This is a genomic window from Pseudomonas sp. W15Feb34 (assembly GCF_023127765.1).
Taxonomy (GTDB): domain Bacteria; phylum Pseudomonadota; class Gammaproteobacteria; order Pseudomonadales; family Pseudomonadaceae; genus Aquipseudomonas; species Aquipseudomonas synxantha_A.
This window is the reverse complement of the sequence record NZ_SPKN01000003.1, coordinates 253,615-271,046: the sequence shown is the minus strand read 5'-3', so window position 1 is coordinate 271,046 and position 17,432 is coordinate 253,615. Positions and strand designations below refer to the sequence as shown.

The 17,432-nt window shown below is 63.6% G+C and carries 12 protein-coding genes; 1 reads left to right on the top strand and 11 read right to left on the bottom strand.

From position 1 onward, the window contains the following. Positions 1-10: 10 nt before the first annotated feature. Genes E4O97_RS01935 through tagH form a run of 11 tightly spaced genes read right to left on the bottom strand, consistent with a single transcriptional unit; the run spans position 11 to position 16,007 of the window. Complete coding sequence (locus E4O97_RS01935; protein ID WP_032878707.1) at positions 11-1,723, bottom strand: SUMF1/EgtB/PvdO family nonheme iron enzyme; 1,713 nt, start codon at positions 1,721-1,723, stop codon at positions 11-13. After that, the gene (locus E4O97_RS01930; protein WP_078822638.1) at positions 1,716-2,900 is read right to left on the bottom strand and encodes a hypothetical protein; all 1,185 of its coding nucleotides are present in this window, start codon (positions 2,898-2,900) and stop codon (positions 1,716-1,718) included. The genes E4O97_RS01935 and E4O97_RS01930 overlap by 8 nt, the downstream gene beginning before the upstream one ends. Then, complete coding sequence (locus E4O97_RS01925; RefSeq protein WP_248160793.1) at positions 2,900-3,604, bottom strand: ABC transporter ATP-binding protein; 705 nt, start codon at positions 3,602-3,604, stop codon at positions 2,900-2,902. The genes E4O97_RS01930 and E4O97_RS01925 overlap by 1 nt, the downstream gene beginning before the upstream one ends. Further along, positions 3,604-6,582 carry a serine/threonine-protein kinase gene (locus E4O97_RS01920; protein WP_248160792.1) on the bottom strand — a complete coding sequence of 993 codons (2,979 nt, stop codon included), beginning with the start codon at positions 6,580-6,582 and terminating at the stop codon, positions 3,604-3,606. Before E4O97_RS01920 ends, E4O97_RS01925 begins: the two co-directional genes overlap by 1 nt. Then, entirely contained in the window at positions 6,579-7,298 is a 720-nt protein-coding gene (locus E4O97_RS01915; protein WP_005792503.1) for a protein phosphatase 2C domain-containing protein, read from the bottom strand. The genes E4O97_RS01920 and E4O97_RS01915 overlap by 4 nt, the downstream gene beginning before the upstream one ends. Beyond that, complete coding sequence (tagF, locus tag E4O97_RS01910; protein ID WP_103734146.1) at positions 7,299-7,952, bottom strand: type VI secretion system-associated protein TagF; 654 nt, start codon at positions 7,950-7,952, stop codon at positions 7,299-7,301. Beyond that, positions 7,949-11,449 carry a type VI secretion system membrane subunit TssM gene (gene tssM, locus E4O97_RS01905; RefSeq protein ID WP_248160791.1) on the bottom strand — a complete coding sequence of 1,167 codons (3,501 nt, stop codon included), beginning with the start codon at positions 11,447-11,449 and terminating at the stop codon, positions 7,949-7,951. Before tssM ends, tagF begins: the two co-directional genes overlap by 4 nt. Beyond that, the gene (locus E4O97_RS01900; RefSeq protein ID WP_078822642.1) at positions 11,446-12,735 is read right to left on the bottom strand and encodes a DotU family type VI secretion system protein; all 1,290 of its coding nucleotides are present in this window, start codon (positions 12,733-12,735) and stop codon (positions 11,446-11,448) included. Before E4O97_RS01900 ends, tssM begins: the two co-directional genes overlap by 4 nt. Positions 12,736-12,741: 6 nt before the next feature. Then, positions 12,742-14,076 carry a type VI secretion system baseplate subunit TssK gene (gene tssK, locus E4O97_RS01895; RefSeq protein ID WP_005792507.1) on the bottom strand — a complete coding sequence of 445 codons (1,335 nt, stop codon included), beginning with the start codon at positions 14,074-14,076 and terminating at the stop codon, positions 12,742-12,744. An 18-nt stretch (positions 14,077-14,094) separates the two neighbouring features. After that, positions 14,095-14,604 (bottom strand): type VI secretion system lipoprotein TssJ, encoded by a 510-nt coding sequence (gene tssJ / locus E4O97_RS01890; RefSeq protein WP_005792508.1) that lies wholly within the window; start codon positions 14,602-14,604, stop codon positions 14,095-14,097. A gap of 56 nt (positions 14,605-14,660) precedes the next feature. Next, the gene (gene tagH / locus E4O97_RS01885; protein ID WP_032878694.1) at positions 14,661-16,007 is read right to left on the bottom strand and encodes a type VI secretion system-associated FHA domain protein TagH; all 1,347 of its coding nucleotides are present in this window, start codon (positions 16,005-16,007) and stop codon (positions 14,661-14,663) included. A gap of 393 nt (positions 16,008-16,400) precedes the next feature. Between tagH and tssA the strand changes: the two genes are divergently transcribed. After that, on the top strand, positions 16,401-17,420 hold the full coding sequence (gene tssA, locus E4O97_RS01880; protein ID WP_032878693.1) for a type VI secretion system protein TssA: 1,020 nt from the start codon (positions 16,401-16,403) through the stop codon (positions 17,418-17,420). Positions 17,421-17,432: the final 12 nt, after the last annotated feature.

Here is a 17,432-nt window from a genome sequence, read left to right as displayed (position 1 = left end):
CAGCCAACGATCAAGACCGCTGACCGCTCGCTGCGAGCAATTCCTTCAAGATCGTTGCCGGGTCGGCCCGCTGTTGCTTGCGGTAGTTGCCGACATGGCGAACGAACAGTGTCGCGCGCGTCACCAGGCTCTTGCCGAGCACTGGCTTGCGATCCAACTCTTCCTTGACCCGTTGAAACTGCGCCTGGATCACCGCATCGGTGTAGCGCGTGCCGGTGGCCAGGTTGTCGATATAAATCGCCACCGCGCCGTCGAGGGCGCTGCGTCCATTGGCAATGGCGGTGGCGAACAGCTGCGCGCTGGCTTCGTCCTTGCTGTCGACGGCCTGCTGGCGACTCTTCTGCAGGTTGGCCAGGCGAATGTTGTAGTTGCTGATGGTCTCGGCCACCAACGCCGCCGACTGGATCAGGTTGCCCGCGGCCTCTTCGCGCTGCTGGGCGATCAGCGAAACGTTGCGCTTGAGCTCTTCGTTGACCAGACCCAGCTCGGCCTGCAGCTTGGGGTCGACGCTGGCGGCGATGATGCTGTCCAGGCGCTTGGTCGGGTCCTGGGCGTCGTCGATGGCGTCGGTCAGCGCAGCGAGGCGGCCTTCCTTCTGCCATTGGGCAAACAACTCCTTGTAGCGCGAACGCGGCGCCGACAACGCGCCGATCGCCACGCGAAAGCCGGTGGTCTCGTTGCTTTGCTCGGTGCCATCGGCTGCAAACAATGGGTATTCGCGGCGCATACCGGTAAACAAGGTGCCCTCGCCTTCCAGATAATTGCCGCCCTTGACCACAAAGCCGCCATAGGTGCCCTGGCGTCGGCCGGCATGTACCAGCTGGAACGATTCCTGGACCATTTCCGCAGCGTTGCCGATCACGTCGAACAGGCCGATGGGGTTGGGCAATTTGGTGCCGATGGGCATCAGCCGTGCCGCCTGACCGGTGCCGCCGGCGACCTGGTTGAACACCGCGTAATCAGCCAGCGGGCCATCGCTTTCGCTGCCCTCGGCGCGCCGTGGATACAAGCGGCTTTCCAGGTCCTGACGGCTCACCGCCTGGCCGCCGCGTGCGGCGTATTCCCACTCAACCTCGGTAGGCAGGCGCACAAAGCCCAGGCCGCCGTCTTCGGCTGACGAACCGCGCCCGCTCACCGGCAACAACTCGCGGTGGTACTTCATCAGCCAGGCGCTGTACACCGCCGAAAAACGCTCGGCTTCAAAACGCGACAGCTTCACCTTGGGCAACCGCCCGGCCATGCCGGTGGGCGCGTCACACGCCGGTGCCGGTTCACCGCTGGCCAGGGACTGCGCCTGGCCCATCACCTGGGCATATTGGCGTGCAGTCACTTCGTACTTGCCGATGAAGTACAGCATGGGCTTGAGTGGGGTCTTGGCGTCGGTCTTGGGCATCAGCGGCGCGATGACCTTGTTCCAGGCCTTGGGCAAGTCCTTGAGGGTGAACTGGCCGTTGATGAAGTCGCGGCGATAACCGGAAATAAACGACTGCTGGTAACCGGCCTCGCCTTCGGCAAAGGGGTAGCCGAGGCTGACTTCGCGGTCATCCAGGGTGCCCTGGGCCAGCACGTAGGCATAGCGGAACACCATGTTGCCTTCGCACGGCAGCGGCAAGCTCACGTCATCCGGCAACGGTTTCGGGTTGTCGAGCTTGTCGCTTGCCTCATCCGCCCAGGCCAGCGAGGCCAGGCTCAGCGCCACGCAGGCGCCCAGTAACTTATACATCTCTGATTCCTTCAGAAGCCTGGATACGCGCCACCCGCCACCCCCCACAGGCCGCCGCCACGGCGCTGACGCCGAGCACGGCAGCCAGGGCCAGGCCGTAGTGACGCGCCAACAGATGGCTGGCGTACTCGCCCGGCACCTGCACGAAGAGTTGATTCAAACCCGCTTCGGCCAGGCCATAGAGCCCAACACTGAGCAAGCCCGCAAAACCGGCGCTGTACAGCGCCTGCAACAGCACGAACAGCAACAGCGCGCCGGTGGAAAACCCCAGCAGGCGCAACACTGACAATTCCCGCCGCTTGCGCGCGACCGCCGCCAACGCGCCGGCAAATATCGCCGCAAAGGCTCCGGCCAGGGCCAACCCGGCGATGATCCAGAATACAATCGACAGGTTGCGGCTCAACGACTGCACTTGGGCGATAGTGTGCGCCTGGGTCGACACCAGCAGGTTCTGCCCGGCGAAATACACCCGCAGCGGTTCCACATCACTGAGGCTGCGCGCATACAGGCGAAACGCCGGATAGATACGCTGTTCGCTCACGCCCGCCACCTCGCCGTCCCAATGCAACGCCGGCACCGCACGGCCATCGCGATAATCTTCCGCCGCTTCCAGCAGCGCCAAATCAGTTAACAGTCCATCACGGGCAAAGGCTTCCAACGGCAACACCGCCAGCACTTGCAACCGCGTGCGCTGGGCCTCGACGCGCCCCGCCACTTGCCGCGCAAAGCTGGTTTCCAGCCAGTCACCGGGCCTTGCCGCAAGCTTTTCGGCAGCGGTATGGCTGAGCACAATCTGATCCAAACCGTGAGGCATCGGTAAGCCTGCCAACAACGGATCACCCGCTGCGGTTGGCAACATTTCCAGGGTCAGCGCGCCCACTTGGGCCGTTGCCGCAATCTGCCGTGTACGCGGCAAAGCAAACGCCACATCGCTGCGCTGCCCCAACTGCTGGATAAACGCTGCGCTGAATCGGCCACCGCCCAACGGGATAATTTCACGGGTAGCCGGATCGGTCTCCAAGCGTTCGGTCAAACTGCTAACCAGTCCAAATTTCAGGCCGAATAACACCAGCAATGGCGCGATAACCGCTACCAGCGCCAGCACCGAACAGGCCGACAGCCAACCGTCGTTGCGATAGTCCTGCCAGGCGAGTGAGGCAAGCAGACCGATGCGCATCAGCACGCCTCCCCGAGGGTTGCGGTGACGCCGCCGTCAGCATCGCGACGGCACCCGATACGCCGCACCTGCAAGCCACTGGCGCGGGCCAGGGGTTCGTCATGGGTGGCGATCACACAGGCCGCCCGCTGTTCACGGGCCCGGGCCAGCAGCGCCTGCATCACCCGCTCGGCGTTGAGCGGGTCGAGGGAAGCGGTCGGCTCATCCGCCAGCACCAGTTGCGGCGCATGGGCCAGGGCGCGGGCGCAACTCACGCGCTGGCGCTGGCCCACCGACAACGCCGCCGGGCGCTTGGCCAACTGATCGCTGACCTGCAACTGCTCGGCCAGACGCGCCACGCTGCCGTCGTCCTTCAAGCCCAGCAATTGCCGGGACAAAGCGATATTGCCGCGCACATCCAGAAACCCCAGCAGCCCACCGGTTTGCGGTACATAGCCCAAGTGCTGGCTGCGCAACGCGGCCAGGGCGGATTGCCGGTCGGCACGCCACAGCGCGCCGATGTCCTGCTGGTTGAACGCAAACTGCCCGACCTGATCCGGCGCCAACACCAGCGCCAGCAGATCCAGCAACGTGCTTTTGCCGCAACCACTGGGGCCGACAATCGCCAGTTGTTCGCCCACTTGCAGGTGCAACGCCGGAATCACCAGGCTGTAGCGCTGGCTACCAACGCCCCGGCTCTTGTGCACTGCGCTCAGGTTCAACATTACGGCAGCGTCGACAGCGGCACGCGGTACAACGCATCACCCGGTTCGGCATCGCCGAAACGGACCCAGTTGGCCACGTCGTTATGGAAGGTTTCATACAGGCGGATTTTCGAATCCAGCTCGTCGATAAAGTCTTCCTGCTCGGCCACGCTCAACGACAACCACAAATCCTGGGTCATGTTCAGCGACTTGCTGCGGTACGGCAGGCCCTCCAGGTATTCACCGAGCAGACCGCCGTCGGCCAGGTTACCGCCCTTGCGCAGGGCTTGGGGGTCTCGGCTCATGTAAGCCGAGGCGCTGGCGATTTCCTGGAAGAAATCCTTGGGCGAGCTTTGGGTCTTGCGCGCCGCATCCACGATCAACTTCAGCGACTGTTGCAGGTCATTGAGTTGCAGCTTGGTCAGCATCACGCACACCTGGAACGCTGGCAGTGCCGGGTTGGTCAGGTCGCGGTCGGCGGTCCAGGCGCTGACCAGTTGCGGCGCCTGACTGGCGGTTTTGCGCCCGAGGAAGTCCATGTGCATGGCATAGCCGACCGCGGCGGATTTGTCCGCCAGGCTTGGCGCCGAACCGAGCAGCGGCACCGGTTGCGGCGTGTTGTTGCGCACCTGATGCACCAGGTCGGCGAACACTGTACCGATCTCATCGACGCGCTCACCCAGCTTGCGCACATCGCCTCCCGGCACTGGCGTGTACAGGTCACCGATCTGCGGGTTGGCGTCGGCGGTAAGGATGCGGTACTGGCTCTCGGCACCGGCGTGGGTTTTCTTGCCGACATCGGTGCGCAGATGCAGCGCGTAGATCTTGATCTGCTTGCCGAGTGCGGCCTGTCGCACTTCGGCTTCGTTCATCTGGGTAGCGGCGAACGGGTCGTTCTTGCGCAGCGCACCCGCGTCGGTGACCAGCAGGATGATGCGCCCGCCATAGCCCGACCAGTCCATGCCATCCACCGCCTGCATCACCCCGGCAAACGCATCTTCGTTGAAGGAATGGCTGGAGACGGTTGAGGCTTTGACCTGGCGCGCCATATCGAGGAAGCGCTGCGGATCGCGCCCCTGGTCGAGGCTGATCAGGGTCTTGGCGACGTACTCAAGGCCAGGGGTTTTCTTGATGCTGCTGCGAAAGCCGACCAGGCCGAAGCTGACGCTGTCCAGTTCGCCGCGCTCTGCGATACGGGTTTGCAACTCGTGTACCACGTCGCGGATCTGGTCGATGTAGGGCTGCATCGATACCGTGGTATCCACCACCAGCACCACGGCGGTGCGGAATGCATCGGCATTGGCGCTGAGTGTCGGGGTCGCCGGTGTGGCAGCCGCGCTGCGGCCTGGGTCGATAGAGGCCACGTTGAGCAACTGCACCGGCTGGCCGTTTTCATCGAAGCTCTCTTTTGAGTCGAAAATCGGCAACAGGTAGAACTGGTTTTGCGGCACCGCGCTGGCGGCCGGCTCAAGGGCCAGGACTTGCTGGTTGTCCTCAGGGTTACTCTGCGCCTTGGCCAGCACGCTTTTCGCGGCGGCAGGATCGGCCAACAGTTTCTCCACCTCGCCGGATTGGCGCAGGAACATCACGGGCGCACGCCCCGAGCGCTCGGTGAACTTGAGCACCAGGCTTTGTTTCCAGTCGCTGACCTGGGCGGCCGGCAACCAACCGTCGCTGCGCCCATCGGTGGCGGCGCCCACGCGTACCCACGGGCTGCCATCCACTTCCTTGCGCTGGTACACGTAGAGCACGGAAAACGCCGGCAACGCTTTACCCGGCGCGCTGCCCGCGTCTGCTGAAAGCTGGGCGCCGGGCTTGCTGAGTACGCGCTGGAACAGGGTCTTCTTGCCCGCCATCAGCAACGGACGTTGACCGCCATCCACTGCAGCGACAGCCACCGGTGGCGTCACCGTGGGCACCACGGCGGCTGGCGGCTGAGCCGGTTCATCGCTGCCACTCAACCACCAGTAGCTGGCGCCACCAATGGCCAACGCGACGGCGACCGCCACGGCGGCCAAGGCCAATACCGGACCACGGCGCTGCTCGGAGGGCGCACTGTGCTGGGTCGGCGTGACCACCGGTTGGCGCACTATTGGCTGCGGCTGCGGTTTATCAGTCGGAATGTCGATGGTGACAGGGGTCATGCCCGCCAGATCAAAGCTCAGAGGAATCGGCAGCGGCCGTACCAGCGTGGCGTCCGATTCATCCGCCGGCAGTTGATCCAGCGCCAACAACAACGCTGCCGCATCCGGATAACGCTGCGCCGGGTGTTTGGCCAACAACTTGCGCAGCACACCCTGGTAACGCCCGTGATGCACAGGCAATTCCGGCAACGGCTCAGTCAGGTGCGCCAGCGCAGTGGAAAGCGCATCGGTGCCGCTGTAGGGCAGCTTGCCGACGAGGATTTCGTACAGCACCACACCGAGTGCGTAGAGATCGGCGCGCCCGTCGATCTCCTGACCCCGCGCCTGCTCGGGGCTCATGTAGCTGGGTGTACCCACGGCAAACCCGGCCTGGGTGAATTGGGTGCGGTCGTCCAGCGACTTGGCGATACCAAAGTCGGAAAGTACTGCGGTACCATCGGCGCGGAACAGAATGTTCGCCGGCTTGACGTCGCGGTGCACCAAGCCCTGGGCATGGGCATAACCCAGCGCCGAGGCGATCTGGCGGATCAGCGTCACCCCCTGCTCCGGCGTCAGGCCGGCAGCGATGCGCTCCTTGAGCGTGCCGTTGGGCAGGTATTCCATGGCCATGTAATACAGCTCACCGACGTTGCCGATGTCATGGATGGTCACCGTGTGCGGGTGCGACAGGCGCGCCAGGGTCTTGCCCTCACGCAGGAAGCGCTCGCAGAAACTCGGATCGGCTGCCAGCGCCGCGGCCATCACCTTCAACGCTACCTTGCGCTCCAGCGACCGCTGGGTCGCCAGGTACACGCTGGCCATGGCGCCTTCGCCGATCTCGCCTTCGATGTCATAACCTGGAATGACAATGTTCATGACGAGACCTTCACGACGAGGGTGGTGATGTTGTCCGGTGCGCCGCGATTGAGCCCCAGGTGCACCAGGCTGCGCACGATTTCGTCCGGTGCGTCATGGCTGAGCACGTCGCGGATTTCGCGGTCTTCGACGGTCTTGTTCAGGCCGTCGCTGCACAACAGGTAGCTGTCGCCGGGAGCGATCAACAGTTCGACCGACGCCACGTCCAGTTGCGCTTCCACGCCGACAGCGCGGGTGACGATATTGGAGCGCGGATGGGTGCGGGCGTCAGCTTCGCTGAGCAAGCCGCTGTCTTGCAGGTCCTGCACGTAGCTGTGGTCGCGAGAGATGCTTTCCAGCACGCCGTCACGCAGGCGATACAAACGACTGTCGCCGGCCCACAGGCACACACCGCGCAAGCCGCGGGCGGCAAATACCACTACCGTACTGCCCATCATGGTCACGCCACGGTTGGCGGTTTCTTCGCGTACAGCGGTGTTGATGCGCAGCAGGTCATTGCGCAGCGCCGCGGTGTATTCGTCGAGGGAGCGGCCCAGCGGTACATGGCGCAGGCTGTCGACGATCAAGCTGCTGACATAGTCCCCCGCGGCGTGCCCGCCCATGCCATCGGCCACCACCCACAGGCGGTTTTCCGGCAGGTCCAGAAAGGCATCTTCGTTGACTTGGCGAACCATGCCCACATGGCTTTTGCTCGCGGATTTGTACGTCGCGCCCATCTACACCACACCTTCTTGTCCGAGCAAAAACTGCGCAAAATCATTGGCGGCAGGCAAGCCCTGGCACCGTAATAAACCAGGTGAAATACGTTGCGAACCACGGCCCCACCACAGGCTCGCGCCCTCGCACGCCTGTTCGGCCAGTGCGGTCATGCGCTGATGGGGCACGATGGCGGCCACGCGCTGCAGGCCGGCGAAACGGCTGTCGACCGCACGCGGCTCACTCGCCGGAAAGCCCAGGGCGTCGAGACCCGCGTTGAAACTTTCGAAGGTAGCGCCACTGTCCAGGGTGCTGAGCAACAGCTCTTCGGCCTGCTCGAACCAGGTGTCCGGCCCGCCCACCAGGGAGGCGGGGTTGGTGTCGTGATCCAGCAAGGTGACCACGGCCAGCGGAAAATACCGCCCGACCCGATCAATGCTCGGCATCACCACGCCCGCCGCGGCATCGGGCCCGCATACGCCTGGCGCCAGTACGAAGCGCCACAACGGGCTGACCAGATACACGTTGAGCCAGTCACCGCCCAGGCTGTTCTGGCTGGCGAGCAAACCCGCCGCCAGCCAGCTGTCCCATGGGCCGATAAAGCTCTGGGGCAAGGCGCGGCTGACAAAGTCCCCGCGACTGGCCAGCTTGCCGTAGAAACCCACAGTCGTCATAGCCGCTCCGGCAGGCTGAAACCGCTGAGCACGCGGCTTCTGAACGGGTTGAAGGCACTGTTGGCGCGCAGCTCGTAGGCGATGCTCGCACCATCAACCCGCAGGCGCAGGTTGAAGCGGTCCGGCGAGTTGCCCGCGGTGAGGTCCGATTGCTCCAGCAGACGGAACCAGGCCCACGGGCCGTCCAGCGTGATACCGGAGCGACCACTGGCCGACGGCGGCATGATGGAAATACGCACCACGCCGATGCTGCCAGGGTTCGGCCATTGCATCGCTACCGGGCGGCTCGGGCCGTGGTCGTAGCTCAACTGCTGGCCATCCAGATCAAGCAGAAACTGGGTGATGGTCGGGTCCATCGACACCGGCTTGAGCTCGAAACGCACGATAGGCTGGGTGCCCCCGGACCTGAAGAACGCATCGCGAATTGTCGCCGCCCGCTGGAAGGTTTGCAGCACGCCCGGGGCAATCCCCAGCTTCTGCGCCGCGCCCGGTTGCCAGCGCCAGGTCTGTGCCGATGTATCCACATAGGGCTGCAAGTATTTGCGGAAGTAGTTATCCATTACCCCGCCCACGCCGAAGAACTGGCCGAAGTCATCCAGGGTGGCGTCCCGCGCACTGCCCGGCGACATCGGGTAGCGACCGGCCAACGACTGACGATACACGTTGACCACTTCGCTGACCCAGGCCGCGTTCAGCTGGTTACGCACCCCGCCCATCATGCTGTTGGTGGTGGAATTGACCACCGACTTGACCATGCCCTGCACCAGCGGCGGCTGGCGCTCGGCATTCAGGCTGACCCGCGTGGCCGCAGCCGCCGCCTGGTTCTTGGCCTCACCGAGCAAGGCATCGCCGCTGGCACCGACCATGGCGCTGACCTGCACATACAGCGCATTCATGTCCGACAGCAGGCCGTCGATGGCCGCCGGTTCGCCTTCGTTTTTGCTGACGATGCTGTTGAGTTCGGCAAAGTGCGCGGTCACCGGATCCTCCGACGCCGCCGGGGCATTCGCCGTCGGTTGCTCCTGGCCAAGCAAGCTGCCAAGGCGCTCTTTGAGCTTGTCGACGCCACCTTCCACCGGTACACCCTTGGCAGCCAACTGGCGCTCTTCGGCTTGCAGGTCAGTTTCCCTGGCGACCGCCACCAGCAGCTTTTTCAGCGGCGAGGTCGGGCCGGAAATCACCCGCAGCACGTCGGCGGCCTGGGCCACGCTGGTGATCGGCACAAAGTCGATGTCGGCAAGCAGCGCATCCCACTGACGCTGGTAGTCCTGGAAGTACAAGCGACGCACATCCGCGGCCAGGCTCACCACGTTCTGCTGATCGGCCTGTTCGTGGCCCAGCACCCATTGTTCCTCGGCCAGGGTGCCGGTCTGGTTCAGGCTGCTCAGCAAGAACGCCTGACGATAGCCCTTGGCAGTGAAGAAACCACTCAACGGCTCACCCAATGGCTTGCCGCTTTTGCGGCTGAACACCAGCGCGGCGTCACGCCCAGCGGCTTCGTTGAGACGAAAGTCCGGGATGCCTTCGGGCAGTTTCTGGCGCTTGACCCGGTCATACACGCGCTGGGCCACCGGCAGTTGCTGCAACTGGCGTCGCAGGTCATCGATCAGGCGCGGGTCCAGGCGGGCGCTCGGCGGGTGCCGTTCGAACAGCGCTTGCAAGTGCCCGGCCAGCGCCTGACGCTGATCGGCCGGAAGGTCGCGGGGCAGGTTGCGATCCCAGTCCAGGGCGATCCAGGCCTTGATAAAGTCCGGATCGTAATGCTCGGTGTCGGCGAGCATCAGGTAGGCCTTGAGGCCCTCGTAGAGAAAGTCGGAGTTACCGCCGCCGTGCAGTTGCTCTTCGATGCGCGTCACCAAGCGTGGCGCGAACACGGCGATCAACAGCTTGCGGTAGACACTGGCGGATTCGGCTTCAAGCATATCGCCCTGATACAGCCCCAGCCCTTCGGACCAGCTCGGCGAATCCCCCGCGAGGTTCTTCACCGCGTTCAGCAGTGGTAGCACCGCGAGCACTTCTCGTTGTGCCGGGCTCAGGTTCTGCACGGTCTGGCCCAGGGGCGCAACTTTCTGGTCGACTTGGGCGATATACGCCTGGTTGGCGCGATAACTCACCCACCACAGGCTGCTGACCACCACGACCAGCGCTACGGTGGCCGCCAGCACACCACGTGCAATCCACTTGCGGCGCCGTTCGATTTTCGGGTTCACCCCCACCAAGCCACGCTCGGCGAAAGCCACTGCGGTGAAGAGTTTTTCGATGAAGTAACTGCGCCCGGTGCCGCTCTGGCGCGCCAGGTGCTGGCGGTCCAGGTTCATGCTCTGGGCCATGGCGCCGATCAGGCGGTCAATCGGGCTGCCTTCCTGGGTGCCGCTGGTGAAATACACGCCACGCAGCAACACGCGCTCTTCAAAGGCGTTGGGCTTGAACACACCTTCAAGGAAGCTTTGCAGACAGTCCTTCAACGCGCCGAACTGCTGCGGGAAACCGTAGATCAGGTCGCGGCGTGCCGGGTCGCGCTCCTGTTGCAGACGCTCGACCAGGCGTTCGTTGAGGCGCTGCTCCAGCCCGGCGAATTCGCTTTGCAGGTGCGCCAACGGGCTGTCGCTATTTTTGCCGTCGTCCAGGGCAAAGGTCATGCCCCACACCTGGGCGCGCTCTTCCTTGCTCAGGTTGTCGAAGAACTCCATGAAGCCCGGCACAAGGTCGAGCTTGGTCAGCATCAGGTAGATGGGGAAACGCACGCCCAACTGGGTGTACACCTCCTGGATACGCAGGCGAATCGCGGCGGCATGGGCGGCGCGCTCGGCGTCTGTACCCAGCAGCAAATCCGACAGGCTGATGGCGATAAACGCACCATCGATGGGTCGGCGCGAACGTTGCTTTTTCAGCAGGTCAAGAAAGCCCAGCCACGCGGCTTTATCCACCGTCGAGTTGCTGTCCTGGGTGGTGTAGCGGCCCGCGGTGTCAAGCAAAACGGCCTGATCGGTAAACCACCAGTCGCAGTTACGCGTACCACCGACGCCGCGCACGGCACCGGCGCCCAACTGCGCTGCCAGCGGAAAGTGCAATCCGGAATTGACCAGTGCGGTGGTCTTGCCCGAACCCGGCGGGCCAATGATTACGTACCATGGCAGCTCGTAAAGGTTGCGGCGTTCGTCACCGCCGAGCTTGGCTTTTTTCAGCAGCGTCAGGGCTTCATCCATGCGCTGGCGCAGGGTCGACAACTCTTCGGCAGTGGCAACACTGTTGGGATCAGCCGGGGTTTCGGCGGCCAGGCTGCGCATCACCTCGGCGGCCTGGCGGCGGGCCTGGATGATACGGAACACGCGGTAGGCGAGCCACAGCGCAAATACCAGGATGATCAGCGCCCAACGTCGCCCCTCGGGCATCAACACGTCGAGCAACGGCCCGACAAACCAGATGATCAGGCTCAGGGCAATCAGGCCCAGAACGGGGATTACCCAGCGAATCATAAAACTGAAAAACGCCTTCACTCGACGCCCTCCGCCAGTACGGTGATTTCAACCCGACGATTGCGGGCACGGCCTTCGGCAGTACCGTTGCTCGCCAGCGGCTCGGTGTCGCTACGGCCTTCGGCGCTGAAGCGATCAGCCTGGCCGGTCTTGGCCGCGAGGATCTCCAGCACCGACTTGGCCCGGGCTTCGGACAGCGCCCAGTTCGACGGAAAGCGCAGCGTGGCGATCGGGCGGTTGTCGCTATGGCCGGTGACACGCACCTGACCCTTGACCTTGCGAATGGCATCAGCGATGCGCAGCATCAGCGGCTGGTAAGCATCGACAATGCTGGAGCTGGCGGAGGCGAACAGCTCATCGCCACGAATGGTCACCACCGAACGGTCAACCTTGTCTTCCACGGCCACGCGACCGGCCTTGATGTCTTCGGCCAGGAAGCCGGCCAGGCGCGGCCGCTCGATCACTTTTGGCTGCGCCACCGGACGGTCGATGGCCTGCACCGGGATCTCGCCCAGGGCATGGATATTCTTGAACACCGGCTCGGCGTCCGAGGCCAGTTTCATGCGCAGGCCAAACAGCAACGCCAGCAGCAGCGCCACGCCGATCGCCACGGCGATCCACGGTGGCATGAACTGCGCCAGGCGATCACGGGCCACGGTCACGCCGCGCCAGTGCGGCGACAGCTCACGCTCGTGTTCACCACGGGCACTGCGAATCGCTGCGGCGGTGCGCTCGCGCAAGGCTTCCAATTGGCTGCGACCGTCGGTCATCACGCGGTAGCGGCCTTCGAAACCCAGGCACATGCACAGGTACAACAGCTCCAACAGGTACAGGCGTTCCCGTGGGCTTTGCAGGCAGTGGTCGAGCAACTGGAAGACCTTTTCACCGCCCCAGGCTTCGTTGTGCACGGTGATCAGCAGGCTTTGCTTGCCCCAATCACTGGTGCTGCCCCACGGCGTGCTCAACACCGCTTCATCCAGGGCGGTGCACAGCGCGTAACGGGCCAGCAGCACTTCGTTGCGCGCCACACCAGCCGCTTCGGCGCGCTCTTCGAACTGACGCAGATAGGCCAACAACTGCGCCCGCAGGCTGGCTGGCGCCGGGTGGGCGATGGTGTTGCGCAGCCGCGTCAGCAACGCCAGTAAAGGGCCGGCGGCGCTTTCCAGCGGGTTGAGGCCCTGGCTTTTGCCGGTGAGGATCGGCGCAGCCGGCATCGACAGCGGCGTCGGTTCTGCGCGTGCAGGCTCCGGCGCTCGGCCACCCGGGCGCGGCATGAACTGGGTGCGGTCATCATCATTGGGGTGCATCGCGGATTATCCTCGGATCGCCCAGAAGGCCAGGTTCAAACCCGGGAACTGCCCGGCGATATGGAAGGCAAAGCCGCCGGAATTGCTCAACTGCTGCCAGTGCTCGCTGCCTCGGTCCAGCTCGTAGTAGGTACTACCGGCGTGGTACGGCAATTGGCGCGGCGCCACCGGTAACGGCAGCAAGCCAATGCCTGGCAGTTGCAGGTTGACCATGTCGCGAATGTGCTCCACCGAACCGACTTTGCTCTGCTGGCCAAAGCGTGCGCGCAGGGTTTCGCCGGGCACATCGGCACGCACCACGAGGATGAAACTGGCGTTGTCGAGCAGGGTCTTGTCGGCCAGCATCGCCACGTGGATACCGTAGGCCTTCTCCACAATCGGGATCGGCGTGGCCTTGCTGTCGATCAGCATCGACAGCGCTTCACGCAGGGCCGCCATCACCGGAGTGAAGCTCAGCGCCAAGTCATCGTGCTGGTATTGCGGGTATTCCTGCGGGCGGCGACCTGAAGTGGAGAAGGTCGAAAACTCACCGGCCAGGCTCACCAGTTCGCTGAAGAAGCGCTCCGGGTGCAGCGGGCTCAACTGGCTCAAATGCTGGATCAGCGGCTGGGCGCGATTGACCAGCTGCAGCAGCATGAAGTCGGCAATCTCCGAAGCGCCGCCAGCGCCGGAGGCCACCACGCGCCCCGCCAGGGCTTCGCCACGCTGGTGCAGCAGGCCGAGCAGTTCACTGCGAAACGCAGTCAGCGGTTTGCTTGCGGTCACATTCAGCACCGGCGGGATGTAGGTGTCGTCGAGCACCAGTGCACGGTCGGCGCGTTTTTCCTTGATGCGTACCAGACCAATGGCGGCATAGTCGCTGATGCCGTCCTGCGCCGTCAGCAGGCGCAATGCCCGCGACCCCACGGCTACCGGGGCGCGGTTTTCGAACGGCGCGTTGTCATCGCGCACTTCACGCACCTGGCTGACATAACGCGCAGCTTCCAGGGCTTCGCCTTCCTCAACCGTGTCACGCGCACCGGCACGCTTGAGCGGCAGGGCCAGGTACACCAAGCCGTCGCGCAGGTTGTCGTCGATACTCAACGGGCTCGGCGCCAGGTCATCCTGGGGGATATTGAAGGGCGTGCCATCGGGCAACAGGCCGCGGGCCGATACGATCGCCAGCTTGCCCTGGGCCAGCAGGCCCTGGTCGATCAGCAATTCGGAAAAACCCCAGGCCCCTGCCGACAACGGACGGCTGCGCGCGTCGATCAGGTTTTCCAGGTAACGGTCATGCTGCTGGAAGTGCTGCGTTGCGATGAACATGCCTTCCGACCAGACCACGCGATTGTTCCAGGACATGGGGGCTCCGATTGCTTGTTATTGGGCTGGGCTGGAGGGGGAAACCACGACGTCGGCGCGCACGGCACGCACATCGAGGCTGATCTGGTATTCGCTGGATTGGCGCGGCGCTACGTTGATCACGGCGCGCCATTGCGCGCGGTCCAACTCGCGATAGCCCACCAGCACGCCGATCTGGCGCGTGGCCGGGTTGAGGTCACGCTGAATGCTCAGTTGCTGGCCGGGTTGCACCACCACTTCATCCTGGTCCAGCAGGTCGAGGCCGAGGGTGGATTGCGCACGGTCAGCCAGGGCGAAGTAATCGGAGCGGGAAAAGGTCGCGGCGTTTTTCAGTTCGAAAATACGCACCCGCACCGGCGCAGCCTGGCCATTGGCACCGGGGTTGAGCCCGGCGATCGCGTGGAAATGCAACTCGACGGCGGCGCTGTTGGCTTGCGTGTCGGCCGCCGCTTCGGGTTTGGCCGCGTCGTTTGCACACGCGGTCAGCAGCAGCGCGGTAGCGGCTGCGAGTAAAAACCTGGGAATCATCCTGCGTCCTCAATGACGTGTTTAGCTATCCGTTTTATCCATAAGTGCGACGCGCTTTAGCGTCGCTGTCGTGCGCTGTGCTCTTCGTAGGCCCGGCTGAATTCGCGACCGAACAGGTCCTGGAAATCCTCCTGGGCCTCGCGCGAAATGTTGCTGTAGAGCTCGGTAAACTGCTGCCAGTACTGGGCCTGGCGCGAGCCGTTGAAAATGCTCGAAAGGCCACCGGGCTTGCCCATGCGTTCCTCCAACTGCGCCGGTTCAAAGCGCGCGAGCAGGTGTTTGATCGCCGCTTCCACGCCAGCCATCACGGCCAACTGGTGGGCGCGCAGGTCATCGAAACTGTCCCGTACCGCGATGTCCGGCGCCATAAACGCCTGGTTGCCATGACGAAGCAGCAGCAGTAACGCTTCGTCGGCATTTGGAGCGAATTTCAACGGGTTGTTTTCGGCGGGGCGGATCATCGTCTGCTGCATACGGAACTCGCCCTTGAGGCTGGCCCGGGCGCGCAATACGTCGATCAGGCCCTCGACCATCAGCCGGTAGCTGCGGCCGATGCTTTCCATCTGGGCGCTGGCGTCGGCCTGGTCCAGGCGCAACTGGTCGAGACCGGCGCCACGCAGGAAGGCTTGCAAGAGGTCGCTAGGTTGCGCAGTGTCGGCCACGGCAAGTGCAACCGGCTCGACCACAGGCGGCGGAGCAATCGGTGCTGGGGCAATCGGCGTCGGTGCAGGCGCGGCATTGGCGACCGGCGCGGGCGCAGGCGCGTCGCCAAACAGGTCCCAGTCTTCAGGAATGACAGCGCCTTGCACCACCGGTTTCTCGACTACCGGTACAGCAACCGGAGCCGGCGGGCGGAAATCGTGTTGTTCGGATGGCACATGGTCCGCCACAGTGGGCGGCGGCACGGCGGTGGGGCTGAGGAAGTCGAACAGGTCTGGCAGGGTTTCCATCGACGAGGCGCCGTGGAATTGCGGTGCGATCATCGGCGTAGGCGCAGGCGGACTCGCCACAGCGCCCATCAGCGCTTCGAAGCTGTTTGGCGACTCACCGGCAAACGGTTGGCTGTCGACGGCTTGCACGTTGAAGTCGATGCGCGCCTGGATTTCGTAATCGCCGATGCGGATCAACTCGCCATCTTGCAGCGGCTCGCTGTTACCCCGGCGCATACGAATACCGGCCTTGACCAACTCCACACCATTGGTGCTGTTATCGGTTAAGTAATAACGGCCATCTTTGTATTGAATAACGCAATGCTGGGAGGAGACGAGACGCTCAGGATCAGGCAATACCCAGTCATTATCCGAACTGCGACCAATAGCTATCCTGCCCTGATCCATGGACTTTTCAGCGCATTGCCCTGGGGTAATCTTGTGATAACTAGTGATAGTCAAACACAGCGACATCTTGCCTCCTTGCTGATGCATCGCGCGCGGTCTACCCAACGGGCCACGCTTCCCTGAAGATTTGCCCGCGGTCGCGAAAACGACCGCCAAAATCTGCTTTTACCAGCATGATCGCTGATCTTAACTGGCTTGCATGACAAAAATCCTCCATGGGCGCGCCTTTCGACCCGCCAGTCGCACAGGTTGTTAAACACCGCACATCTGTCACAGAGGGCGAATAGCTTACCTTGACAAGGCATAACTACTACACCAAAAATGCACAACTTCTTGAACATCAGTGATGGCGCAGTAGTGGCACTCTGATTGTATGACCAAGAAAACATGCACAGTTCATTGCGCAACTAATGCATGCGTTGCCCGCCTTCCAGCGGGCTGATAAGGAGATCGAACTCAGTGGATGTGCCGTTGCTGCTCACCGCCGTTTCTGCAACTTCGCCCTGTGGCGAAGACATGGAATATGACGCGCAATTTCTGCAATTGGAACGTGATGCCAAGGGCCAGCCCGAGCGCAGCATGGGCGACTCGATCCTGCCCGCCGAGCCGCCGGAGTGGCGCAGCATCCAGCAGCAGAGCCTCGACCTGTTGCAGCGCAGCAAAGACCTGCGCATCACTCATTTCCTGCTGCAAAGTTCCCTCGCCTTGCAGGGCGTGGCCGGGCTGGCTGAAGTCCTTGTCCTGATCAACGCCTTGCTGCGCGAATACTGGGCCGACGTGCATCCGCGCCTGGATGCCGACGACGACAACGACCCCACCGTGCGCATCAACGCCCTGACCGGCCTGACCTGCGACACCAATATTCGCCTGTTGCGCGAAAGCATCCTGACACGCTCACGCACCTTCGGGCCCGTGAGCCTGCGCGCCGCGCTCAACGCCAGCGGCCTGCAGAGTTTTGCCGATGAGCAACTGGGCAACCAGCAGCTCAACGCTGCATTCCTCGACAGCGACCCCGAGCTGCTGCAAGCCACCCGCGACGCGTTGATCGCAGCGCGTACGGCCTGCGAAGCCATCGAGCAACAGGTCAATGACCAGGTCGGTTCCGCCCAGGGCGTGGACCTCAGCGCCTTGAAGCAGCCGCTCAAGCAGGCCCTGCAAATACTCAATCAAGCGGTGCCCGGCACCGACAGCAGCAGCGAACCCGAGGCCGTCAGTGAAGACAATGCCCCCTCGGTCGATTTCGCCGCCGCACCCGCAGCCCCGCGCCCGACGGGCGACATCGCTACTCGCGATGACGTGTTGCGCAGCCTCGACAAGATCCTTGCGTACTACACCCGACACGAGCCTTCGAGCCCGCTGCCGGTGTTGTTGAACCGAGCGAAAAATCTGGTGCACGCCGACTTCGCGGCCATCGTGCGCAATCTGATTCCCGACGGCATGTCCCAATTTGAAAACCTGCGCGGCCCGGACAGCGAGTAAGCCGCCGGACCG